Source organism: Amycolatopsis sp. NPDC041971 (genome assembly GCF_055588925.1).
In genome coordinates, this window is record NZ_JBVJCE010000023.1 from 71,923 (window position 1) to 93,472 (window position 21,550).

General features: G+C 68.8%; 21 protein-coding genes and 1 pseudogene. 15 read left to right on the top strand and 7 right to left on the bottom strand.

What is annotated here, in order from left to right; all coding sequences use genetic code 11:
- The 3 genes and pseudogenes from ACZ6DT_RS34930 to ACZ6DT_RS34940 all read left to right on the top strand — a co-directional run.
- A pseudogene (locus tag ACZ6DT_RS34930) lies at positions 1 to 2,243 on the top strand (hypothetical protein); the annotation flags it as partial.
- A complete protein-coding gene (locus ACZ6DT_RS34935; RefSeq protein ID WP_465603281.1) occupies positions 2,240 to 2,680 on the top strand; it encodes a hypothetical protein in 441 nt (146 codons plus the stop codon). The pseudogene ACZ6DT_RS34930 and the gene ACZ6DT_RS34935, both read left to right, overlap by 4 nt.
- A 65-nt stretch (positions 2,681 to 2,745) precedes the next feature.
- Positions 2,746 to 3,201, top strand: a complete 456-nt coding sequence (locus tag ACZ6DT_RS34940; protein WP_465603282.1) for a hypothetical protein — start codon at positions 2,746 to 2,748, stop codon at positions 3,199 to 3,201.
- 18 nt (positions 3,202 to 3,219) lie between these two features.
- On the opposite strand, the gene ACZ6DT_RS34945 is transcribed toward ACZ6DT_RS34940, so the two are convergent.
- Together ACZ6DT_RS34945 and ACZ6DT_RS34950 are read right to left on the bottom strand one after the other, a co-directional pair.
- Positions 3,220 to 4,473: a sensor histidine kinase gene (locus tag ACZ6DT_RS34945; protein WP_465603284.1), complete on the bottom strand. Its 1,254-nt coding sequence runs from the start codon at positions 4,471 to 4,473 to the stop codon at positions 3,220 to 3,222.
- A complete protein-coding gene (locus ACZ6DT_RS34950) occupies positions 4,470 to 5,135 on the bottom strand; it encodes a response regulator transcription factor (RefSeq protein ID WP_465603286.1) in 666 nt (221 codons plus the stop codon). The genes ACZ6DT_RS34945 and ACZ6DT_RS34950 overlap by 4 nt, the downstream gene beginning before the upstream one ends.
- A 159-nt stretch (positions 5,136 to 5,294) precedes the next feature.
- Between ACZ6DT_RS34950 and ACZ6DT_RS34955 the strand changes: the two genes are divergently transcribed.
- The 6 genes from ACZ6DT_RS34955 to ACZ6DT_RS34980 all read left to right on the top strand — a co-directional run bounded on the left by ACZ6DT_RS34955 (position 5,295) and on the right by ACZ6DT_RS34980 (position 9,424).
- Positions 5,295 to 5,948, top strand: coding sequence for a helix-turn-helix transcriptional regulator (locus tag ACZ6DT_RS34955; protein WP_465603287.1), 654 nt, complete (start codon positions 5,295 to 5,297; stop codon positions 5,946 to 5,948).
- On the top strand, positions 5,948 to 7,597 hold the full coding sequence (locus ACZ6DT_RS34960) for a right-handed parallel beta-helix repeat-containing protein (RefSeq protein WP_465603289.1): 1,650 nt from the start codon (positions 5,948 to 5,950) through the stop codon (positions 7,595 to 7,597). The genes ACZ6DT_RS34955 and ACZ6DT_RS34960 overlap by 1 nt, the downstream gene beginning before the upstream one ends.
- A gap of 54 nt (positions 7,598 to 7,651) precedes the next feature.
- Positions 7,652 to 8,314 carry a winged helix-turn-helix domain-containing protein gene (locus tag ACZ6DT_RS34965; RefSeq protein WP_465603291.1) on the top strand — a complete coding sequence of 221 codons (663 nt, stop codon included), beginning with the start codon at positions 7,652 to 7,654 and terminating at the stop codon, positions 8,312 to 8,314.
- Between the two features lie 102 nt (positions 8,315 to 8,416).
- The gene (locus ACZ6DT_RS34970; protein WP_465603293.1) at positions 8,417 to 8,539 is read left to right on the top strand and encodes a WYL domain-containing protein; all 123 of its coding nucleotides are present in this window, start codon (positions 8,417 to 8,419) and stop codon (positions 8,537 to 8,539) included.
- On the top strand, positions 8,532 to 8,969 hold the full coding sequence (locus ACZ6DT_RS34975) for a helix-turn-helix transcriptional regulator (RefSeq protein WP_465603294.1): 438 nt from the start codon (positions 8,532 to 8,534) through the stop codon (positions 8,967 to 8,969). The genes ACZ6DT_RS34970 and ACZ6DT_RS34975 overlap by 8 nt, the downstream gene beginning before the upstream one ends.
- 62 nt (positions 8,970 to 9,031) lie before the next feature.
- Positions 9,032 to 9,424 carry a hypothetical protein gene (locus tag ACZ6DT_RS34980; RefSeq protein ID WP_465603295.1) on the top strand — a complete coding sequence of 131 codons (393 nt, stop codon included), beginning with the start codon at positions 9,032 to 9,034 and terminating at the stop codon, positions 9,422 to 9,424.
- 72 nt (positions 9,425 to 9,496) lie between these two features.
- Here ACZ6DT_RS34980 and ACZ6DT_RS34985 read toward each other — a convergent pair whose 3' ends face one another.
- Positions 9,497 to 10,198, bottom strand: coding sequence for an IclR family transcriptional regulator (locus ACZ6DT_RS34985; protein ID WP_007031477.1), 702 nt, complete (start codon positions 10,196 to 10,198; stop codon positions 9,497 to 9,499).
- 80 nt (positions 10,199 to 10,278) lie between these two features.
- Between ACZ6DT_RS34985 and leuC the strand changes: the two genes are divergently transcribed.
- The 3 genes from leuC to ACZ6DT_RS35000 all read left to right on the top strand — a co-directional run bounded on the left by leuC (position 10,279) and on the right by ACZ6DT_RS35000 (position 13,256).
- Positions 10,279 to 11,697, top strand: coding sequence for a 3-isopropylmalate dehydratase large subunit (gene leuC, locus ACZ6DT_RS34990; protein ID WP_465603297.1), 1,419 nt, complete (start codon positions 10,279 to 10,281; stop codon positions 11,695 to 11,697).
- Positions 11,698 to 11,728: 31 nt separating this feature from the next.
- Positions 11,729 to 12,331 (top strand): 3-isopropylmalate dehydratase small subunit, encoded by a 603-nt coding sequence (leuD, locus tag ACZ6DT_RS34995; RefSeq protein WP_465603299.1) that lies wholly within the window; start codon positions 11,729 to 11,731, stop codon positions 12,329 to 12,331.
- Between the two features lie 253 nt (positions 12,332 to 12,584).
- On the top strand, positions 12,585 to 13,256 hold the full coding sequence (locus ACZ6DT_RS35000; RefSeq protein ID WP_465603301.1) for an HU family DNA-binding protein: 672 nt from the start codon (positions 12,585 to 12,587) through the stop codon (positions 13,254 to 13,256).
- A 511-nt stretch (positions 13,257 to 13,767) separates the two neighbouring features.
- Here ACZ6DT_RS35000 and ACZ6DT_RS35005 read toward each other — a convergent pair.
- The 3 genes from ACZ6DT_RS35005 to cofC are packed head-to-tail and all read right to left on the bottom strand — an operon-like array spanning position 13,768 to position 17,685.
- Positions 13,768 to 14,703, bottom strand: a complete 936-nt coding sequence (locus ACZ6DT_RS35005) for an NUDIX hydrolase (RefSeq protein ID WP_465603303.1) — start codon at positions 14,701 to 14,703, stop codon at positions 13,768 to 13,770.
- Positions 14,700 to 17,021 (bottom strand): RNA degradosome polyphosphate kinase, encoded by a 2,322-nt coding sequence (locus ACZ6DT_RS35010; protein ID WP_465603305.1) that lies wholly within the window; start codon positions 17,019 to 17,021, stop codon positions 14,700 to 14,702. Before ACZ6DT_RS35010 ends, ACZ6DT_RS35005 begins: the two co-directional genes overlap by 4 nt.
- Positions 17,022 to 17,079: 58 nt before the next feature.
- Positions 17,080 to 17,685: a 2-phospho-L-lactate guanylyltransferase gene (gene cofC, locus ACZ6DT_RS35015; RefSeq protein WP_465603437.1), complete on the bottom strand. Its 606-nt coding sequence runs from the start codon at positions 17,683 to 17,685 to the stop codon at positions 17,080 to 17,082.
- A gap of 129 nt (positions 17,686 to 17,814) precedes the next feature.
- Here cofC and ACZ6DT_RS35020 point away from each other — a divergent pair, with 129 nt between their 5' ends.
- The 3 genes from ACZ6DT_RS35020 to ACZ6DT_RS35030 all read left to right on the top strand — a co-directional run bounded on the left by ACZ6DT_RS35020 (position 17,815) and on the right by ACZ6DT_RS35030 (position 20,286).
- On the top strand, positions 17,815 to 18,519 hold the full coding sequence (locus tag ACZ6DT_RS35020; RefSeq protein WP_465603439.1) for a lysophospholipid acyltransferase family protein: 705 nt from the start codon (positions 17,815 to 17,817) through the stop codon (positions 18,517 to 18,519).
- Complete coding sequence (locus ACZ6DT_RS35025; protein WP_465603307.1) at positions 18,519 to 19,532, top strand: NAD(P)H-dependent glycerol-3-phosphate dehydrogenase; 1,014 nt, start codon at positions 18,519 to 18,521, stop codon at positions 19,530 to 19,532. The genes ACZ6DT_RS35020 and ACZ6DT_RS35025 overlap by 1 nt, the downstream gene beginning before the upstream one ends.
- A 274-nt stretch (positions 19,533 to 19,806) precedes the next feature.
- Positions 19,807 to 20,286, top strand: a complete 480-nt coding sequence (locus tag ACZ6DT_RS35030; RefSeq protein ID WP_465603309.1) for a cysteine dioxygenase — start codon at positions 19,807 to 19,809, stop codon at positions 20,284 to 20,286.
- 46 nt (positions 20,287 to 20,332) lie between these two features.
- On the opposite strand, the gene ACZ6DT_RS35035 is transcribed toward ACZ6DT_RS35030, so the two are convergent.
- On the bottom strand, positions 20,333 to 21,346 hold the full coding sequence (locus tag ACZ6DT_RS35035) for an asparaginase (protein ID WP_465603311.1): 1,014 nt from the start codon (positions 21,344 to 21,346) through the stop codon (positions 20,333 to 20,335).
- Positions 21,347 to 21,550 lie beyond the last annotated feature (204 nt).

Here is a 21,550-nt window from a genome sequence, read left to right on the forward strand (position 1 = left end):
CCCGGCCCGACCCCGCCACCCAGCCCGAGCCTTCGCCGCGGCCCGGTTCGGTCGGCGAAGCCATGGATCCGGGCCCGCATCGCACCCCCGAAACCGAACAGGGTTCCCCCGCCCCCAAGGCGAACGAGACTCCCGCCCCGGGCCGGGAGCGCGAGGCCACACCACCGGCCCGCGGCGAGAACCCCGTCGCTTCCGAAGCGCCGTCTCATCACTCCCAGACGAACAACTCGCCAGGGAGTCCCGAAGCGACAGGACATCGCGCGCGGGACGCCGACGAGCCGACGGCCACCATCAATCCCGAGACCGGCGAAGTCAGGCTGTCCGACAGGGTCGACCCGGCCGACACACGCGAACACATGGGGCTCCCGGACAAGGAAACCGTCCGGAAGGCGCAGGAGGATTGGGCGGGGAGCACGCCGGTCCAGCCACAGACGCCGAAGCAGAAGGTCATCTATACGGTCGCCAGGGTGCTCGGCCTCGTGCACACCGTCGAAGATGGCGCCACGGGTCACACCGCGCTGCCCACCAGCAAACCGACGGATACGCCTCCGCCCAAGGAATCCACCCCGAAGGACCCCGCCCCCAAGGACAAGGAAACGGCGCCCGAGGAGGCAGCCACTTCCCAATCCCTGCCGGACGGTGATCCCGGACTACCGCCGCGGCATGACACCACGCTCGTCGACGTCGACCTGGACGCCGGAAAACCTCGCCCAGCCGAGCATCCGGACACGCCACCCCCGCCCAAGCCCGAGCCGCCCGACCCCACTCCGGCCGGCGCACCCGGCCCCAAACCGGATCCGACGCCCCGGCCGGCGGGCGGAGCGGCCGAGCCACCGGCCTGCGCAACTCGAACGCATCCTTCGAACGTTTGGGACCCAGTGGGGGAACAGGCACCGCGCAGGCCCGGTACGCGGGGGCCGCTCGATCTCGGCCTACCCAAGCAACCAGGGATGAAAAGGCCGGACTTCCCGATGCGGGGCGGTCAGCACCCGCGACACCCGGATCCACCTCGCACCCCGGATCCGGATGTGCCACCGTCCCGTGTCCCGGACGAGAACACGCCCCCGCCACGGGACATCGAATCCGCCATCAACCCCGAGCCGGCGCGGGCGCATCCCGACGGCGAAGGACCGCACGAAGGCGGGCGCCGCGACGACCGTGACGGTGGCGACCGCGGGGATCAGCACACTCCGCACGAGGACGCGCATGTCCCCGATGACACCGGGCGCCCACCATACGACCCGGCACCGAAGCCCCGGACGATCGACCCGGACTCTCCGGAGTTCTCCGAACGGTTCGCGGACTGGAACCGTCCGGACGACTCGACGTTCGACGGGCCGAGGGAACGAGGCGATGGCCACGGCCCGATCGACTCGCCCAAGGTCATCGAGGACGTCGAACCGCGCTCCCGGAACCGCAAGCCGCATCCCGACGGGGTCCCGCAGTCACTGCGAGGTCAGAAACCGCTGGCGGCGAACGCCGAATACGACGTCCGGTACCAGAACGGTGCGAGCAGCCGCTTCTTCACCGACGCCGACGGCAGGGTCACGCACGTCGAGACGACGCTTGCGAACAAGAACCCCTTTCACAACCCCGACCTGCGTCATCCCTTGCAGCCGAACACGCAGTATCGAGTGCCCAACTTCCATGATCCGAGCAAGCATTGGACCTTCGAGGTCGGTGAGAACCGGAAGCCGATCGCGATGACCGGCGAACCGGTCTTCAACGGAAAGCACGACGACTTCCGCGACAACGCGTCGCAGAGCAGATCGGGCAAAGAAGGAGAGAAGTCGTACAAGAACCACCCCGTGTACAAGAAATTGTTCGGCCACGTCAAATGGGCGGGTGGCCACTTGGCGGCGCATGAGATGGGCGGCCCCGGCGAGTACGTCAACATGCATCCGCAGATGGCCGCGTCCAACAGCGGCCACTACAAAGACGGTTGGATCCATGAGGCGTCTTGGCGGGCTCAGGAGGCGGAGCTGGGCAAGTTCGCCGACGGGCCCGGCCAGAAGATCGAGAACTTCCAGGTCCGGACGGAAGGCGACAGCAACGGCGTTCCCGAGAACGTGACGATGCGCTGGCAGGAAGTCGTGCACAAGGTCGACGATCAGGGCAACCCCGTCCTCGGTGCGGACGGGAAACCGGTCGAGCTTTCCAGGGTGACCAGACAGCGGGACTTCCCGAACGATCCTTTCAACGTCAACTACGGCCCACGCACGCGATACGGAGAAAGCGGATGACGGACGAGCTCACCGACGGCATCTTGTCCGCACTGGTGAAGGCCGCGCCGGACGACTGGGCGCGGATCAGCCTCACGGTGGCCGCGACCGTGATGGCCTACGACTACTCCACCGGCATCCGACTGATCGGCGGCCGGAGCGGGGACATCGATCTGCCCACCGAAGTGCGCGGAGGCTTTCGGGAGTTGCGCACCCGGATGTACGAACAGGACCGGGGGACCTGGTTTTCGGCGACACTGATACTGGAAGCCGGAGGCGCTCCGGACTTCTCGTTCAACTTCGACGAGGATCCGCGATGGTGGCCCCCGTTGCACCCGAGCGCCTTCACCCGCGACCTGGAAGCCTTTCCTCGCGACGAGGCGCATACCCCACCGTGGTTGCGGGATCTGCTCGCCCAAGGCGCCCAACTCGAGCGAGAACGAGAAAACCGGGGCTGAACCGCCTCATGCCATGATGAATCGCCGTGCCTGATCGGTGGCGGTTGAACGGGAGGACGTACCGGATGGCTGCTCAATGGCCTCAGCTCGACCCTGTTGCCCAGAACGAGCTTCTGGGCGAGATCACCCTGTCGGTGGTCGGCGCACTGCCGCCGGGCTGGCGTGAGGTGATGCTGGACTACCGGGTGGTCGGCAAGAACATCGACGTCGCGGTCGGCGTGCTCGACTTGAACGGCACTTACCGGTTGTGGGAACCGCCCGTCGAGACGTGGCACATGTTCCAGCGGCTGCGCGGCGGGATGTACCAGGACGGCGAAGGAACCTGGTTTTCGGCCAGGCTCGTCATCGAACCTCCATCGCGATTCCGTGTGCAGTACAACTGGCTGAACGAGCCCGACTTCCAGCCGTATCCCGCCCCGGACGAGTTCGCGCTGGAACAGGAACGGTTCCCTCGCGATGAGGCGTACATGCCGGACTGGTTCAAACGCGGCTTGGCCGCCGCGGGCACGAAGAACCAGTAAGACCGACTCCGTTCCCGGTCAGTTCGGGCTGACCGGGAACCGCAGTTCGAAGATCGCGCCGCCCTCGTCGGCGTTGTACACCGCGAGGGTGCCGCCGTGCGCCTGCGCGACCCACCGCACGATCGAGAGCCCGAGCCCGGAAGATCCGCCGGTGCTGGCGAACCGGTCGAACGCCTCGCCCGCCAGCGTGGCGTCGATACCCGGGCCGTGGTCCGCGACAGTCACGGTGCCGCCGGCGACGGTCAGGTGCACGAAGGCCTTCGCTCCCGGCTGACGGCCGTAGCGCACGGCGTTGTCGAGAAGGTTGCCGATGGCCCGTTGCAGCAGGGCGGGATCGGCGTTGACCTTGGTGGGCGCGGCGGTGACGGTGACTTCGGCGCCGTCGGTCGCGGTGTCTTCGACGATGCCCACCACCAGCTGGTCGAGCCAGATCGGCTGGATGCTCAGCTGTTCCACCCCCGCGGCGAGCCGGGCGCGGACGAGCAGGTCGTCGATGATGCCGCCCATTCTCGCGGCGAGACGGACGGTCCGCGGCAGGAGTTCCGCGGACTGCGCGGGGTTGGCCATCGCCGTTTCGGCGAGCGCGCGCAGGGCGGCGACCGGGGTCCGGAGGTCGTGCGCGGTTTCGGCGAGCAGGACCTCCTGCTGCTGCAAGGCCGCGGCCGCCGGCCGGATCGACCGGCCGGACAGCAGATGGCCCGCGAAACCCAGTACCGCGACAAGCAACACGGTGCCGCCGATCACCAGCAGGGTGAATCGGGTGTGCGCGGTGTCTTCGGCCTCGGTGGACTGCACCGCGACGACGGCCGCGAACGTCTTGCCGTCGCCGTCCCGCAGCGGTTCGGCACGGACCTTGACCACGTCACCGTTGGTCGCCTTTTGGTGACCCTGCACCAGCTTGCCGGTCTTCACCGCTTCGGTGGCGAGCCCGTTCAACAGCTGCATGCTCATCGGGACGCAGTTCGCCCGCGAAAGATGTGGCTGGAACGCGGGCGCACCACCCGGCAGGACCGCGAACTGCGGGCAGCGGTCGTTCAACACGTCGGTGTTGACCAGGCCGAAGCCGACGGTGCCGTCGAATTCGACCAGCCTGCTGACCGACGACGTGACCTGGGTCAGCGCGGCGTCGATCCGTTCCTCGCCCTGATCACCGTCCTCGTTGATGAGCAGCCACGCGAAGACGACCAGCCCGAGCGTGTTCATCACGGTGAACAACGCGGTCAGCGTCCAGCGCAGCCTGCGCAGCCGATCGGCCGAGGAGTGGGTGTTCACCGGGCGCCCAGCCGGTAGCCGAGCCCGCGGACGGCGTGGATCAGTTCGGGTTCCTTCAGCTTGCGGCGCAACCGCTTCACCACCACATCGACCACATTGGACATCGGATCGGCCTGCGCGTCCCAGCAGTGCTCGATCAGATCCGCCCGCTGCACCGGCAGGCCCGCCCTGGTCAGCAGGTATTCGAGCACGGCGTACTCCTTGTTGGTCAAGGTGAGCAGCACGCCCGCCCGGCGCACCTCACGCCGCGCGCAGTCCATCACCAGGTCTTCGTGCTGCAGCACCGAGGGCCGGTCGAACGCGGAGCGGTGACACAGATTGGCGACCCGCTCCGTCAGCTCGGCCATCACGAACGGCTTCACGAGGTAGTCGTCACCGCCGTGCTCGAAACCGGCCACCCGGTCGGCGAGCGCGTCGCGGGCGGTGAGGAACAGCACCGGCGCCCGCCAGCCCAGCTGCCGTCGCATGTGGACGTATTCGATGGCGTCGCCGTCCGGCAGCATCCGGTCGAACACCACGCAGTCGTGGTGCGTTCCGCGCAGCAGCCGGTCCGCGGTCGCGATGTCGCCGGCCTCGTCGACGGCGAAGCCGGCCGAACGCAGCTGCGTGACCAGCGCCAGCCGCAGATTTTCGTCGTCTTCGACGACCATCACCCGTGTCATCAAAACCTCATGTTCGGACAGCGAAAGTAGACGCATGCAGTTCCCGGTGTCCCTGAACGCTAACGCGTCGGGTGCCCGCGACCGCCCGGACGGCGGGGAACTGGCATGAACAGGACGTCGTCGGCGGCACCGCGCCGGGGGAAGAGGGAGGTACCTGCGATGACCGTGCAGACCGGCCAGCTCAGCCTGGTCACGGGAGTGGGCCCGGGCAGCGACCGGGCGGGGCTCGGCGAACTGCTCGCGGAAGCGACCGGCGAGGTGCTCGTGATGAGCACGGGAACCGACACCGCGTTCCAGCGGATCGCGCTCGCGAACGTGCGCCCCGGCGTACGCCACAAGGTGCTCTTCCCGGACTCCGCGCGGATGTCCGGCGCGCTCAACCGGCTGTCGCGGGCCGGGGCCGAGGTGCGGACCGACGCAGAGGTCCCGATGGACGCGTTGGTGATCGACCGGACCTCGGTCGTCCTTCCCGCGGAGGGCAGGCAGGCCGGTTCCGCGGTGTTCCGGCTGCCCGGCGTGGTCACCGCGACGGTCGGGTTGTTCGAGCGGATCTGGCAGGCCGCCGCGCCGCTCGTCCCGCTCGAGGACCCGGAGTCCGAAAACGCTTCGATTCTGACCGGCCGCGAGCAGGAGTTGCTGACACTGCTGTTCTCCGGCACGACCGACGAATCCGCCGCCGCGCGACTCGGCATCTCGGTGCGCACGGTGCGGCGGATGGTCGCCGACATCATGAACCGGCTCGGCGCCCGCAGCCGCTTCCAGGCTGGCGCCAAGGCGGTCGACCGCGGCTGGCTGATGGCGAAGGCGGGCTGATGACCCTCTCGACTCCCGGCCGTGTCCTGTCGGTGGCGCGACGGCCCGGCGCGTACCCGACCATCGGTGACGCCTTGGCGGAGGCGTCCGACGGCGCCGTCATCACCATCGCGGGTGGTGAATACGCGGAGACCGTCGAACTGACCGGCCTGCGGGTGACCTTGGCCGCGTCCGACGGCGCCACGGTCGTCATCGACGGCAGGGGCGCCGACCGGCCCGTCTTCCGCGCCACCGGAGGAGAGCTCGTCCTCAACGGAATCGAAATCCTGGCGGGCGGCACATCCGCGATCCAGGCCGAAGACACGGAACTGACCGTCCGGCACTGCACCGTCTCCGGCGGGCGCGGTCCGGCGATCGCGATCCGCGGCACGACGGCGTTCACCTTGACCGGCTGCGTGATTTCGGGGACGGAGCAGGGGATCCTCGTCGACGGCTCGCCAGGGAGAATCGAGGACACCACCGTCGAGGACGTGACGGGGGACGGGATCACCCTCGGACAGGGCGCCGATCCGGTCGTGACCGGCTGCACGGTGACCGGTTGCGGGCTGCGCGGCATCTACGTCTACCAGTACGCCCGGCCGGTCATCGAAGGCTGCACCGTCTCGCACACCGGTCACGAAGGCATCGCCGTCGCGCACCACGGGGTGCCGGTACTCAAGCGGTGCACGGTCACCGACACCCGGGGCCCGGGGATCTCGTTCGCGTCCGGTTGCGGCGGCGAGATCTCCGCGTGCCGGGTCGCCAACACCGCGGAACCGGGGATCGCGATCGCCGAAGGGGCGACGCCGACGATCGCCGACGCCGCGGACCCCGGCACCGTGGGGGACAACGCCTTGGACGAGATGCTCGCCGAACTCGACGCGATGATCGGGCTTCCGGGCGTCAAGGAAGAGGTCCGTGCGCTGGTCGACGAGTTGCAGGTCAACGAATGGCGCCGCCGGGCCGGGCTGCCGGTCGGCGCCGCCGGGCACCATCTGATCTTCGCGGGCGCGCCCGGCACCGGGAAGACCACGGTCGCGCGGATCTACGGCAAACTGCTGAAGGCGCTGGGAGTCCTCCCGATCGGCCAGTTCCGCGAGGTGTCCCGCCGCGATCTCGTCGGGCAGTACATCGGGCACACCGCGGAAAAGACCGCGACGGTGTTCGAAGAGGCCAAAGGCGGTGTCCTGTTCATCGACGAGGCTTACACGCTCACGCGGCTCGCCGGTTCCGGCGGCGACTTCGGCCAGGAGGCGATCGACACCCTGGTCCCGTTGATGGAGGAACATCGTGACGAGGTGGCGGTGATCGTGGCCGGGTACACCGACGAGATGGTCGACTTCCTCGCCGCCAACCCCGGTCTCGCGTCGCGCTTCGGCAAGACGATCGAGTTCGAGAACTACAGCCCCGCCGAACTTCTCGCCATCTTCGGGCGGATGGCTTCCGCCGGGGACTACGAACTCGATCCCGATGCCGGCCCCGTGTTGACCGGTCACTTCCGGCGCGTTTCCGGAGACGTCAACTTCGGCAACGCGCGCGACGCGCGCCTGCTGTTCGAGAAGGCGCGCACGGCTCAGTCACAACGATTGCGGCTACTGGGCCGGATGCCCGCGGTCGAAGAACTGCGCGGGTTGCACGTGGCCGACGTGGAGGCCGCGATCACACGCTGACGCCTTGCCGAACGTCGATCGCGGACACGGGTTCACCAACAGTAAGGTGCCAGTGTGCGGGTGCTGGTGACCGAGGACGACGAGAACTTGCGGGTGGCGCTGGAATTCGCCCTGCGCGGCGACGGCTTCGCGGTGGACACCGCCGCCGATCTGCCCGGCGCGGACGAGGCGCTGATGGTGAACGCCTACGACTGCGCGGTGTTCGACCGGATGCTGCCTTCGGGCGACGCGTTGTCGTACGTTCGCAACCGGCGCGGCGCCGGCTGGCCGATGCCGGTGCTGTTCCTGACCGCGCGCGACAGCGTCGCCGACCGGATCGACGGCTTGCGTGTCGGCGGTGGTGACTACCTGGTCAAGCCGTTCGCGATGCCGGAGCTGATCGCCAGGGTGCGCAGCCTGTGCCGCCGTGACATGGCCGGGCAGGCGGTGATCCTGCGCTGCGCCGACGTCGAACTCGACACCGGGAGGCACCAGATCTCGCGGGCGGGGGTGCTGCTCACCGTGACCCGTAAGGAGTATCTCGTCATGGAGCGGCTGATGGCCGCGACCGGACGCCCGGTCTCGCGGCGGGAGCTCATCCGGTACGCGTGGGACGAGATGGCGGATCCGGCGTCGAACGTGCTCGACGTCGTGATCGCGCGGCTGCGGCGGAAGCTCAAGGACCCGCCGCTGATCCACACCGTGCGGGGGTCGGGGTACCGCATGGCGCCGGTCTGAGCAGCCCACCGAAGCCACCAGTCCGTGAAGGCCTCCTTGAGGGACCCAGGTTCCCTCAAGGAGGCCTTCACGGACTTACTCCGTCACGCCCGGCTGAACTCCATGTCCCAGTTCGATTCCCAGGTGCAGGTCGTCGAGGTCCGGTACCGCCGTTGGTCGCCGCGGCCGGAACTGGTCACGCGGCGGCTGCATCCGCTGGGCCTCGTGCTCAAGGCGGGTGTCTGATATCTCATCGCCGCCCGGCGGAATCGGCCGCGCACGTACTGAGGTCTCGTCCATCCAGAGGTTGCGGACGCCGCCGGAGACGGCCGAAAGGTCCGAAGGGTTCGAACTCTCCGCGTTCTGGCGAACACACGTCGAACGCTACGAAGAGGCCGTAGAAACCGAGACGGCACTCGTCCGTTTGTCGCCGCGAGGGATCGCCGCCCTGCCCGATGTCCTCGGTCCGAGGGCCGCGCGTCTCGCTCAGCGCACGCTCGCCGCGGCGGACGAGGACGGCTGGTGCCGCGCCACGATCCCGATGGAGAGCGTGCCCCACGCCGCCGCCGGATTGCTCGAACCCGGCCTCGACGCGCAGGCGCTGGAACCCGCCTGCCTGGTCACCCACCTGGCCGAGACCGTCCGGGCGATGGCCGCGCTGTATCCCACCGGCTGAACCAGCCCCGGATGTGCCATGCTCGACAGCGCACGAGGCGGCGAAACCGAGAGGTGACGAGGGTGTCCATCTGGGCAGGCGTGATCAATTTCGTCCGGGCGCGGTACGAGGTGCTCGAAGAGCGGGACGGCTGGCTCCGGTTCCGGGTCGACACCGGTGACGGCCGCGGCCAGCAGGTGTCCTTGCACCACTTGCCCGAACACGACGGCGCGGAGTGGGTGGAGATCTCGTCTCCGGTCGGCTGGGCCGACAAGATCGATCTGCGGCGCCTGCTCGAACTGGCGGGTGGCGACTCGGTCGGCGGCGCGGCGGTGGTGGACGGTGTCGCGCTGCTCAAGCACACGGTCCCGCTGGTCGACCTGAACCTGGTCAACGAGTTCGAGCATCCGCTGAAGTCCCTCGTCGCACGTGCCGACACCCTCGAACACGAGCTGACCAAGGCCGACGAGTTCTGAGCCGGCCGGTCCATTCAGGACGGAAAAGGTGAAGGCCCCCTGCGCCGCAGGGGGCCTTCACTCGTCCTGAGGTCAGAGGCGCTCCTGGAGCGCGTCCGCGGCGGCGAGCAGGTCCGCGGCCCAGCGTGCCCCCGGTTTACGCCCTATCCGTTCGATGGGCCCGGAAACCGACACCGCGGCGACGACGGTGCCCGTCGAATCCCGTACCGGCGCCGAGACACTCGCCACACCGGGTTCCCGTTCGGCCACGCTCTGGGCCCAGCCGCGACGGCGGACCTCGAGCAGTGTGCGCTCTCCGTACACCGCCTCGGTGAGGATCGTCCGCTGCGTGTGCGGATCCGACCACGCGGCGAGCACCTTCGCGCCGGAGCCCGCGGTCATCGGCAGCCGTGAACCGATCGGCACCGTGTCACGGAGCCCGCTCGGCGGCTCCGCGGTCGAAACGCAGACGCGCTGTACGCCGTCGCGGCGGTAAAGCTGAACGCTTTCCCCGGTGATGTCGCGCAATTTCGGCAGCACCGAACTCGCCGCGTCGAGCAGCGGGTCGGTCGAACCGCCCGCCAGTTCCGCGAGTGCGGTACCCGGCCGCCAGCGGCCGTCGGGGCCGCGGCGCAACAGGCGATGCACTTCGAGGCCGACCGCGAGCCGGTGCGCCGTCGCGCGCGGCAAACCGGTCCGCGTGCACAGTTCCGCCAGGCCACAAGGATCTTCGGCCACGGCCTGAAGCACGGCCACGGCCTTGTCGAGTACTCCGATACCGCTATGCTGTCCCACAAGCCGATACTATCTTCCCGAAGTTTGAGATGTCCAGATGGTGGGAAGTACCGATTTCACCGCATGTGAGGAGCCGGAAAATGCCCCGGACACTGGCCGAGAAAGTGTGGGAGTCGCATCTGGTGCGGCGCGGCGAGGGGGCCGAACCCGACCTGCTCTACATCGACCTGCACCTGCTGCACGAGGTCACCAGCCCGCAGGCGTTCGACGGACTCCGCCTGGCCGGCCGGAAACTGCGCCGCCCCGACCTCACCATCGCGACCGAGGACCACAACGTCCCGACGATCGACATCGAGCTGCCGATCGCGGATCCCGTGTCCCGCACCCAGGTCGACACCCTTCGCGCCAACTGCAAGGAATTCGGCGTCCGGCTGCACCCGATGGGCGACGCCGAACAGGGCATCGTGCACGTCATCGGCCCGCAGCTGGGCCTGACCCAGCCGGGAATGACCGTGGTGTGCGGTGACAGTCACACCTCGACGCACGGTGCCTTCGGCGCGATGGCCTTCGGGATCGGCACCTCCGAGGTCGAACACGTGATGGCGACCCAGACCTTGCCGCTCCGTCCATTCAAGACGATGGCGATCACGGTGGAAGGCTCCGTCGGTACGTCCGTGACGGCCAAGGACATCATCCTCGCGGTGATCGCGAAGATCGGCACCGGCGGCGGGCAGGGCTACGTCCTCGAGTACCGCGGCGAGGCGATCGAAAAGCTGTCGATGGAAGCCCGGATGACGGTGTGCAACATGTCCATCGAAGCCGGCGCGCGCGCCGGGCTCATCGCACCGGACGAGACGACGTTCGAGTATCTGAAGGGTCGTGCGCACGCGCCCCGGGGCGCCGATTGGGACGCCGCCGTCGAGAACTGGCGCGAACTCCGCACGGACGACGACGCCGTCTTCGACGCCGAAGTGCACCTGAACGCCGATGAGCTCACGCCTTTCGTGACCTGGGGCACGAACCCGGGTCAGGGGCTCCCGCTGAGCGCGGAGGTGCCCGACCCGGAGCGGATCGGCGACGAGAACGAGCGCGTCGCCGCCGAAAAGGCCTTGTCCTATATGGACCTGAAGCCGGGCACGCCGCTGCGGGAGATCGCGGTCGACACCGTCTTCCTCGGCTCGTGCACGAACGGCCGGATCGAGGATCTGAGGGCCGCCGCGGACGTCCTGCGCGGGCACAAGGTCGCCGGTTCGGTCCGGATGCTCGTCGTCCCCGGCTCGATGCGGGTCCGCCAGGCGGCCGAAGCCGAAGGGCTGGACCGGATCTTCACCGAAGCGGGCGCGGAATGGCGTCAGGCGGGCTGTTCGATGTGCCTCGGCATGAACCCGGACCAGTTGAAGCCGGGCGAGCGGAGCGCGTCGACCTCGAACCGCAACTTCGAAGGCAGGCAGGGCAAGGGCGGCCGGACGCATCTGGTCTCACCGCTCGTGGCGGCCGCCACGGCCGTGCGGGGAACCCTGTCCAGCCCCGAAGACCTGCAGCCCGCCGTCGCCCGCTGACATCGCTGACATCCGCGAAGGAGTTCCCAACATGGACGCGTTCACCCACCACACCGGCGTCGGGGTCCCGCTGCGCAGGTCCAACGTGGACACTGACCAGATCATCCCGGCGGTCTACCTCAAGCGCGTGAGCCGCACCGGCTTCGAGGACGGACTCTTCGCCGCCTGGCGTTCCGACGAGTCGTTCATCCTCAACCAAGAGCCCTTCAAAAGCGGGTCGGTCCTGGTCGCGGGCCCGGACTTCGGCACCGGTTCCTCCCGCGAGCACGCGGTCTGGGCCTTGATGGACTACGGCTTCCGTGCCGTGATCTCCTCCCGGTTCGCGGACATCTTCCGCGGAAACTCCGGCAAGCAGGGCCTCGTCGCCGCTCAGGTCGAGCAGGCGGACGTCGAACTGCTGTGGAAGTTGCTCGAAAACGAGCCGGGGACGGAGGTCACGGTGGACCTCGAGTCGAAGACGGTACGAGCCAAGGACTTCACCGCGCCCTTCCAGATCGACGACTACACCCGCTGGCGGCTCCTCGAAGGGCTCGACGACATCGCCCTGACACTCCGCCACGCGGAGGAGATCGACACTTTCGAGATCCGGCGCCCCTCTTGGAAGCCGGTGACCCTCCCGGCGGCCTCTTCCTGAGGTCGGCCGAAGGGGGCGGATTCCCTTGCTGAGCAGGGAATCCGCACCCCGGCCGGTGCCCTCCACACCAGCCCCGAAACCACACCGAACGGCACCTCTAGAGGCCCCGGAGGGGTCCCTCGAGAGGCGGAACAGCCCCCGAGACAAGGGAAATTTCCGCGCGTCGTTTGGAATTTGTGCTGCATTGGTAATACCGTGTGCGCTAAGTCGGCCGACGGGGCCGTGTACAAGTAGTTCTTCTTGGAGGACTGGAATGGCCAACAAGGCCCAGCTGATCGAGGCGCTGTCGGAGCGCCTGGGCGACAAGAAGGTCGCGTCGGAGGCCGTCGATGGCCTTGTCGACATCATCATCCGGACGGTCAACAAGGGCGAGAAGGTGAACATCACCGGCTTCGGTGTGTTCGAGAAGCGCGCCCGCGCCGCCCGCACCGCGCGGAACCCGCGCACCGGTGAGACCGTTCGCGTCAAGAAGACCAACGTGCCCGCTTTCCGCGCCGGCACGACCTTCAAGGACGTCATCAGCGGTTCGAAGAAGCTGCCGAAGGCCACCGCTGTGAAGCGCGCGACCACCGGCACCTCCACCACTCGGGCCGCCGCCACCCGCGCGACGACGACCCGGACGGCCGCCAGCCGCCCGGCCGCGACGCGTTCCACCACCACGCGGACCCGCGCCGCCGCCGCCACGACGACGCGTGCCGCCGCGAAGCCGGCCGCCAAGGCGACCGCGACCAAGGCGGCGGCCAAGACGACCGCTGCCAAGGCGGCACCGAAGACCGCGGCCAAGGCCACGACTCGCGCCACCACGGCCAAGAAGGCGACCGCCACCAAGGCCGCCGCGAAGCCGGCCGCCAAGGCGACCGCTGCCAAGGCCCCCGCGAAGAAGGCTCCGGCCAAGCGGACTTCGGCCGCGGCGAAGAAGAAGTAAGCTCCCTCTTCACGAGTGAGCCAACGGCAGGGGCCCGCGCACCGCGCGGGGCCCTGCCGCATTTTCGGCCGGTATGCCGTGCGGCCGCCTGGTTTCCCCCGACACGCCCGCGCGCGGCGTCCGGGGGATCATGTCCCGGAACGAATCCGCGGCGGTTCTGGGGCGAATGTGCTGCGATTCGCGTGCCGCGGGAAGAAGTCAGCGGAAAAGAATCCGCTTCGACCGGTCACCCCGATGGACGTATCGCCGCGATTTCTCCGTGCCGCCCTCCACAGTGGAGCGGCGATCGACGACGAGGAGACACGGCCGGAGTAGGGCACGTCACCCACGTGGGGGAGCCGGACGACGATTCCTGTGTCCAGACAGCCGAACTCGCGTGATTGGAGACGGAACTCGCGTGACTGGAAGCGGAACTCGTGTCATCCGGCTCCAGACACGCATTATCCGGCTTTAGACACGCGTCATCCGGCTCCAGACACGCATTATCGGTGAATTCGCGCAGGCGGAAGCGTCAGGGATGTGCGGGAGCCGGTGTGGGCAAAGGCGACGCGAAATAGTCCGCGGCCACCAGCACCGGCCCGTTCTCTTCGGCCGGGGGCCGGAAGGACAGCACCCAGAACGAACCCTTCTTCGACGGCACCACGCCACCGCGCGCGGCGGGCAGGTCGACACCGTCGCGGTCGGCCAAGGCGCTCACGACGTCCGGGATCACCCCGCCCTGGCTGGAGATCACCGGCGTCCCACCGTCTCCGGCGATGGCCAGCAGCCGGGCGACACCGAGCACCGGGTCCGGCCAGTAGCCCTCTTCGGACAGCAGCGGCTCGTGCCGGATCTCGACGCCGAGATCCTCGGCGAGCCCGTTCACCGTCTGGACGCAACGAAGCCGCGGCGCCGAAAGCACTCTGCCGGGCGCGTAGTGCCGTAGCAGCGAACGCAGTGCCTCGGCCTGACGCTGACCCGCGTCCGAAAGCGGCCGCAGGTCGTCGTCGCCGTTCCACTCGTCACGTTTACCCGCTTTGGCGTGCCGCACCAGGATCACCGAGGTGAGTTCGGGCGGCAGCGCGGAGAACTCGCGCAGCACCCGCACGTCCCCCGGCCGCGTCAGCATTTTCTCCGCCGCCTCCGGGGCGAGCCAGCGCAGCTCGTCGACTTCCTCGTTCGGCGCGAACGCGCCGGAAACCGCGTGCGCGGAGAAGTAGTCGACGGTCTTCGGCGCTCCCGCCACGGTGTATTCGGTCCGGACCAGATACCGGCCGAGCACGGCCGCGAATCCGGTCTCCTCTTCGATCTCCCGGACCGCCGCCCGCGCGATGGTCTCGCCCGGATCCAGCTTTCCCTTCGGCAGCGACCAATCGTCGTAGCGCGGCCGGTGGACCAGCGCGACCTCGATCCGATCTCCGTCACGACGCCAGAGAACGGCTCCCGCCGCCCGGATGGTCCCGCTCATCCCGCGGCACCGTGCCGCTTCGCCAGTTCGACCTGGTGATCGCGGACGTCGTCGCCGGAGGCCGGGAACGGGGTCCACTCACCGGTCGAGTTCAGCACCCAGCACCGGGTGGACGGATGCAGCGCGGATTCGAAGATGTAGTCCAGCTGCGCGGTCAGTTTCGGATCCTTGACCCGCACCAGCGCCTCGATCCGACGGTCCAGGTTGCGGTGCATCATGTCCGCGCTGCCGATCCACCGCGTTCCGCCCGCGCGGAAGGTGAAGACACGCGAGTGCTCCAGGAAGCGGCCGAGAATGGACCGCACGTGGATGTTCTCGCTCAGTCCCTCCACACCCGGTTTCAGCGAGCAGATCCCGCGCACCACGATGTCGACCGGCACTCCCGCCTGTGAGGCGTGATACAGCGCGTCGATCACCTGCTCGTCGACGAGTGAGTTGCATTTGACCCGGATCCCGGCGGTCTGGCCGGCGCGGGCGAGTTCGATCTCCTCGCCGATCGCGCGCACGATGCCGCGGCGGATCCCGTGCGGCGACGTGAGGATGTTGCGGTAGGTGTCCTGACGGGAGTACCCGGTGAGCACGTTGAACAGATCCGTCAGATCCGCCCCGATCGTCGGGTCGGCGGTCAGGATGCCGAGGTCCTCGTACAGGCGCGCGGTCTTCGGGTTGTAGTTGCCGGTGCCGATGTGGCAGTAGCGGCGGATGGTCGAACCCTCCTGGCGCACCACCATCGAAACCTTGCAGTGCGTCTTGAGCCCGACGAGCCCGTAGACCACGTGCACGCCCGCGCGTTCCAGCGTGCGGGCCCAGGTGATGTTGGCCTGTTCGTCGAACCGTGCCTTGATCTCGACCAGCGCGACGACCTGCTTGCCCGCCTCGGCGGCGTCGATCAGCGCGTCGACGATCGGGGAGTCGCCGGAGGTGCGGTACAGCGTCTGCTTGATCGCCAGCACCTTGTCGTCCGCGGCGGCCTGTTCGATGAACCGCTGGACGCTGGTGGAGAACGAGTCGTACGGGTGATGCACGAGGACGTCGCCCTCGCGCAGCGTCGCGAACACCGACTTCGGCGTCTCGCGCTCACCGAACGCCGGATGTGTGGCGGGAACGAAGGGGCGGTCCTTGAGTTCCTTCCGGTCGACACCGGACAACTGGTGCAGACAGGTCAGATCCAGCAGGCCGGGGACCTCGACGACGTCGCGCGGGTCGACCTCCAGTTCGCGCAGCAGCAGTTCGAGCATGTGCTCGCTCATGTCCTGCGCCACTTCCAGCCGCACCGGCGGGCCGAACCGGCGCTGCGCCAGTTCCCGTTCCAGCGCCTGGAGAAGGTCCTCGTCCCGGTCCTCTTCGACTTCGAAGTCCGCGTTGCGGGTGACCCGGAACGCGTGTTGCTCGGTGACCTCCATCCCGGTGAACAGCTCGCCGAGGTGGGCTGCGATCAACTCCTCCAAGGGAAGGAAGGTCGCGGTGTGGCTCTCCCGCGGCTGCTGCTCGATCCGCATCAGGCGCGGCACGTTGCTCGGCACCTTGACGCGCGCGAACCGCTCCGTGCCGGCTTCGGGGTCCCGGACGGTGATGGCCAGGTTGAGCGAAAGGCCGGAAATGTAGGGGAACGGGTGCGCGGGATCCACGGCCAGCGGGGTGAGCACCGGGAAGATCTGCTCGCTGAAGTAGTTCGACAGCCGGAGCTGGTCGGCGCCGGTCAGATCGTTCCAGCCGACGATGAGGATGTCCTCGTCGGCCAGCTGCGGCCGCAGGTGCACTTCGAAGGCGTTGGTGTGCCGCTCGACCAGGTCCTGGTTGCGTTTGGCGATGTAGGCCAGCTGCTCGCGCGGGGTGAGCCCGTCCGCGCTGCGAACCGGGAGGCCGGTCTCGTCGCGGCGTTTCAGCCCGGCGACCCGCACCATGTAGAACTCGTCCAAATTGGACGCGAAGATCGCCAGGAACTTGGCCCGCTCGAGCAGCGGCTGCGACTCGTCTTCGGCCAGCGCGAGCACGCGCGCGTTGAAGTCCTGCCAAGACAGCTCACGGTTGAAGTACCGGTCGTCGGGCAGGGTTTCGACGGCGGTGGGCGCCGACGTCACCGCGGGAGGCGCGGCGGGCAGCGCGCGGAACTCCTGGGCGGGACGGCTCGCCGACCCGCCGCGCGTCGCCCGCACGGCCACCCGGGGAGTCGGGCTGCTCGTCTTCGCCGAAGAGGCGCTCTTCCTCGCCCGGACGGGTTTCGTCGTGCCGTTGTCCGGGTCCGGTTTCGCGGCGGAGGTCTTCCGCTTCCTTGCCGGGTTCGGGGTGCCGCCGTCATTTGTGCTCACGGGCTTCATTGTTCACCACTCGGCGCGATTATGTGCACCGCGCGCGGGACGCCAGGGTGAACTCTCGTCACATCACCACGCAGGGTGTTCCCAACAGCGTTGAAGTGCGCTTTCCGACCCCCAGGGTGCGAACGTGAGCGAGATCATCCGCGGTGTCGACGTCGGCCCGGAGCGATTCCGCGGCGATCTTGAGCGGGGTCGCACCGGAGGCGGTGTGCGCCCGCGCGGAACCCTCGCCGAACCGGGGTTCCAGGCGACGGCCCGCCCCCGCGAGCAACAGGGTCGTACCCGTTCCCTGCCGGTCCGCGACGAACGCCCGTCGTCCGGCGGCCCAAGCGAGGGCGGCGGTGAGGTCTTCGGTCCGCAGCGCGGGCAGATCGGCCTGCAGGGCGCCGATGAGACCGGACGGTGTGTCCCGGCGCAGCAGCTCTTCGCCGTGACGCAGGGCCGCGTTCAAACCGCCGCGTGACGGCTCGATGACGATTTCGACGCCCAGTTCGGTGAGATCCGCCACCGACACCGGGTCGGCGGCGATCACCAGCACCCGGCGGACGCCGTCCGCCGAGGTCGCCGCGGACAGCGTGTCGTAGGCCAGCGCCAGCACCAGATCAGGGTGCCGCTCGGGCACGACCGCGCCGCGAAGCCGCGACTTGCCCTCGGCGGGGCGTTTCATCGGCACGATCAGGTCGATACCCGCACTGTCCACATCTCTCTTCTTACCCGACCCTCCCTGGACCGCGCTCGCGTGCGCGCGGGAGGATCAGTGACTCGGGACGACACGTGTGACTTCGAGGAGGACGAATTGGCCCGGCGTGAGAAGGGCGGCATCTGGGTGGGCATCGCCGCCGCACTGTTCTACCCGGCGACGGCCATCGGCAAGCGGGTCTACCGCAACGCCGAGCGGATCCCCCGCGAAGGCGGCGCGCTGCTCTTGCTCAACCACGTGTCCCACATGGACCCGGCGGTGGACGCGGTGTTCGTGCACCGCCAGAAGCGGGTGCCGCGTTTCCTCGGCAAGGAGAGCCTGACCAGGACACCGATCTTCGGCAAGATCTTCGTCGGGGCCGGGCAGATCCCGGTCTCCCGTGGTTCGACCGCCGCCGGCGACAGCCTCAAGGCCGCCCACCAGGCGCTGCGTGACGGCAAGGTCGTGGTGATCTATCCGGAAGGGACGATCAGCAAGGACCCGGACGGCTGGCCCAAGAAGCCGTTCACCGGTGCCGCGCGGCTCGCGCTCGAGACCGACGTGCCGGTGATCCCGATCGGCCGGTGGGGCACGAACCACATCTTCAACGGCTACACGAAGAAGTTCACGCCGTTCCCGCGCAAGACGATCACCCACCTGGTCGGCGAGCCGATGGACCTCTCTCCCTACCGGAACGGTTCCACCCGCAGCGCCTCCAAGCTGCGCGAGGTCACCGACCTGATGATGACCGAGATCACCGCCCTCCTGGCGGAGATCCGCCAGGAGGAACCGCCCGCGAAGAAGCCGGAGGAGGACGACTGATGGCCGAGGTCCAGCGCGTGACCGTGCTCGGCGCCGGGTCGTGGGGCACGGCGTTCGCGAAGGTGCTCGGCGACGCCGGACGCGACGTGACCATCTGGGCGCGGCGGCCCGAGGTCGCGGCCGAGATCCGGGAGCGGCATCTCAATTCGTCCTATTTACCCGATATCGAATTGCCGGAGCGGATCACCGCGACCGCGGATCCGGCCGAAGCCCTCGACGGCGCGCAGGCCGTGGTCCTCGCGGTGCCGAGCCAGACGTTGCGGGTCAACCTGTCCGAGTGGTCCGGTCTGCTGCCGCCCGACGCGATCCTGGTGAGCCTCGCGAAGGGTGTCGAGCTGGGCACGCTCAAGCGGATGAGCGAGGTCATCGCCGAGATCGCCCGCGTCGACGCCGGGCAGATCGTGGTCGTGTCCGGGCCGAACCTGGCGAAGGAGATCGCGCTGGGGCAGCCCGCGGCGGCGGTGCTGGCCTGCACCGACCACGACAACGCCAAGTCGATCCAGCAGGCGAGCTTCAACCAGTACTTCCGGCCGTACACCAACACCGACGTCGTCGGCTGTGAGCTGGGCGGGGCGTGCAAGAACGTCATCGCGCTCAGCTGCGGGATGGCGGCCGGGCTCGGCCTGGGCGCCAACACCGCGGCCACGCTGATCACCCGCGGACTGGCCGAGATGGCAAGGCTCGGCGCGAGACTCGGCGCCGACCCGCTGACCTTCGCCGGGCTGGCGGGCGTCGGCGACCTGGTGGCGACCTGTTCGTCGCCGTTGTCGCGTAACCGGACCTTCGGCGAACGGCTCGGCCGGGGCGAGACGCTGGAGCAGGCGCTGGCGGCCACCGGCGGCCAGGTCGCCGAGGGCGTCAAGTCCTGCACGTCGATCCGGGAACTCGCGCTGAGCCTCGGCGTCGACATGCCGATCACCGACGCGATGCACCGCGTCTGCCATGAAGGGGTCGACCCCCGGCGTGCCGGAGCCGAGCTGCTCGGCCGGTCGCAGAAGCACGAGTGGTCCTGAGGAAGACCGCACTATCGCGATAGACCAGGGCGGATCCGTGCTGCGAGCATGAGATCCAGGTGCGGAACTCACGGTCCACGGTGTGAGACCGGTTGACCGCCGGGTTCCGCACTGGTTCGCTGAGGGCATGTTCGCACGTGGGATGACTGTGTCGCGGGGCCTCTCGGGTCTCGGCGCTGTCACGTGCGCGCGTTTTTCGTGTGCGCAGTGCTGTTGTCGGTGAACCCAGCCCCGACCCCTGCTCGACACCATCTCCTTCTGCGAGGACTTCTCCATGTTCGCCGTCCCGGACAACACGCTCGTCATTCCCGAAAACCCCGCCCTGCGCCACCCGGTGCGCGTCGCGCTCGAGTTCGCCGCGGACCGTGACCGCTGGCGCCACCTACTGCGCTACGACCCCGAGCAACGGTTCTCCGCCCTCGTCGACGCGGACGAACTGCAGGAGATCTGGCTGATGAGCTGGCTGCCCGGCCAGCGCACCGACCTGCACGACCACGAATTCGCCGCGGGCGCGTTCACCGTGGTCAGCGGGCAGCTGAGCGAGACCGTCGCCCGGCGCGCGGTCGACGGGCGGGCGGTGACGGAGCTGCATTCGCTGTCGGAGGGCCAGTCTCGCGTCTTCGGCCCCGGCTACGTCCACGAAGTGCGCAACGACGGCCCGGATCCGGCCGTCAGCGTGCACGTCTACCGGCACCAGACGCGCACCATGCGCCCGTACCACCTGGACCCCATCTCGGGCCCGACCCGCGTTTAGTCCTCTGAATGCGGTCTTTGCGCATTCAGAGGACTAAACGCGTGAGTCAGGTGAGGTCGCCCCGGAGCCGGAATTCGGCTTCGATGCGGTCTCGTGGGGCGCCGGTGGCGAGCAGGGTGTGCAGCAGGAGCCGGGATTTGCGCGGATCCAGCCAGCCCGCCATGGTCGCACCCATCGCGATCAGGTCCGACTCGGAACCGCGGAAGCCGTAGGTACCGCGGAACGTCGGCCCGGCGCCGGTGCGGCCGGCGACCACGATCGGCACCTCCGGCAGCACCCGCTCGATCACGTCGGCGGACCCCGCCGAAACGTGCCCGGCGCCGTTCGCGGCGAGCACCACTCCCTTGACCCCGGCCTTGATCAGCGTTTCCAGCAGTTCGCCGGTGTCCTCGACGCCGCTCTCGACGATCGGCACCAGCCCGGAGAAGTCCGCGCTTTCCAGCGGCAACGCCGCCGGTCGGGCGGCGACCGGGTGAAAATAGTGCACCGAGCCTTCGCTGACGAGCGCGAGCGGCCCGGCGGGATTCGAGGAGAAGGCCTCGACGTGGCTCGAATGCGTCTTGCGAACCCAGCGCGCGGCGTGGACGTCGTCGTTGAACGCGACCAGCGAGCCGCGGCCCCGGCTACGGGGATCGGCGGCGACGGTCAACGCGGCGAGCACGTTCCCCGCGCCGTCGGCGCTGGGCAGACTGGGATTGCGCATCGCGCCGGTGATCACGATCGGCGCCTCGGAAGCCCACGTCAGTTCGAAGAAGTACGCCGTCTCTTCGAGCGTGTCCGTGCCCTGGATCACGACGACACCTTGAGCGCCTTCGTCGACGGCTTCGGCGGCCCAGTCCCGTGTCCTGATCAGGGTCGCGAAGTCCATCGACGCGCTGGAAATCCCCGCGAGCGTCTCCGCCCGGACGTCCATCTCGAGGTTGTCGCCCAGGTCGCCGAGCAGATCGGCGGCGGTGAGACGGGGGACGGCGTGGTCTTCACCGTCGCCGGGGACCATGGAGATGGTGCCGCCCAGGGCGGCGACGGCGACAAGGGGCCGATTCTCGGGGGAGACGCTCATACGGACATACTCCCAAAATCTCGCGAGTGTTTCGGGTCGTTCCAACCGTCACCCACGCGGGTTTGGGCTAGGGCCAGGTGAGTGGGTCTGCCTCGGCTCGCGCTTCGGTACAGCGGGTCGGGGGGGGGGGGGGGGGGGGGGGGGGGGGGGGGAGGGGGAGAAGGAAAGACACAAACAAACGAAAAAGAAGGAGAAAAGAACAGA

Excerpts from the sequence above, each read along its gene's own strand:
- ACZ6DT_RS34935 (WP_465603281.1), top strand. The coding sequence starts at position 2,240 with ATGACGGACGAGCTCACCGACGGCATCTTGTCCGCACTGGTGAAGGCC.
- ACZ6DT_RS34950 (WP_465603286.1), bottom strand. The coding sequence starts at position 5,135 with ATGACACGGGTGATGGTCGTCGAAGACGACGAAAATCTGCGGCTGGCG.
- ACZ6DT_RS35030 (WP_465603309.1), top strand. The coding sequence starts at position 19,807 with ATGTTCGCCGTCCCGGACAACACGCTCGTCATTCCCGAAAACCCCGCC.
- ACZ6DT_RS34955 (WP_465603287.1), top strand. The coding sequence starts at position 5,295 with ATGACCGTGCAGACCGGCCAGCTCAGCCTGGTCACGGGAGTGGGCCCG.
- leuD (WP_465603299.1), top strand. The coding sequence starts at position 11,729 with ATGGACGCGTTCACCCACCACACCGGCGTCGGGGTCCCGCTGCGCAGG.
- ACZ6DT_RS35025 (WP_465603307.1), top strand. The coding sequence starts at position 18,519 with ATGGCCGAGGTCCAGCGCGTGACCGTGCTCGGCGCCGGGTCGTGGGGC.
- ACZ6DT_RS34960 (WP_465603289.1), top strand. The coding sequence starts at position 5,948 with ATGACCCTCTCGACTCCCGGCCGTGTCCTGTCGGTGGCGCGACGGCCC.
- ACZ6DT_RS34940 (WP_465603282.1), top strand. The coding sequence starts at position 2,746 with ATGGCTGCTCAATGGCCTCAGCTCGACCCTGTTGCCCAGAACGAGCTT.
- ACZ6DT_RS34970 (WP_465603293.1), top strand. The coding sequence starts at position 8,417 with ATGTCCCAGTTCGATTCCCAGGTGCAGGTCGTCGAGGTCCGGTACCGC.
- ACZ6DT_RS35035 (WP_465603311.1), bottom strand. The coding sequence starts at position 21,346 with ATGAGCGTCTCCCCCGAGAATCGGCCCCTTGTCGCCGTCGCCGCCCTG.
- leuC (WP_465603297.1), top strand. The coding sequence starts at position 10,279 with ATGCCCCGGACACTGGCCGAGAAAGTGTGGGAGTCGCATCTGGTGCGG.
- ACZ6DT_RS35000 (WP_465603301.1), top strand. The coding sequence starts at position 12,585 with ATGGCCAACAAGGCCCAGCTGATCGAGGCGCTGTCGGAGCGCCTGGGC.
- ACZ6DT_RS35010 (WP_465603305.1), bottom strand. The coding sequence starts at position 17,021 with ATGAAGCCCGTGAGCACAAATGACGGCGGCACCCCGAACCCGGCAAGG.
- cofC (WP_465603437.1), bottom strand. The coding sequence starts at position 17,685 with ATGAAACGCCCCGCCGAGGGCAAGTCGCGGCTTCGCGGCGCGGTCGTG.
- ACZ6DT_RS35005 (WP_465603303.1), bottom strand. The coding sequence starts at position 14,703 with ATGAGCGGGACCATCCGGGCGGCGGGAGCCGTTCTCTGGCGTCGTGAC.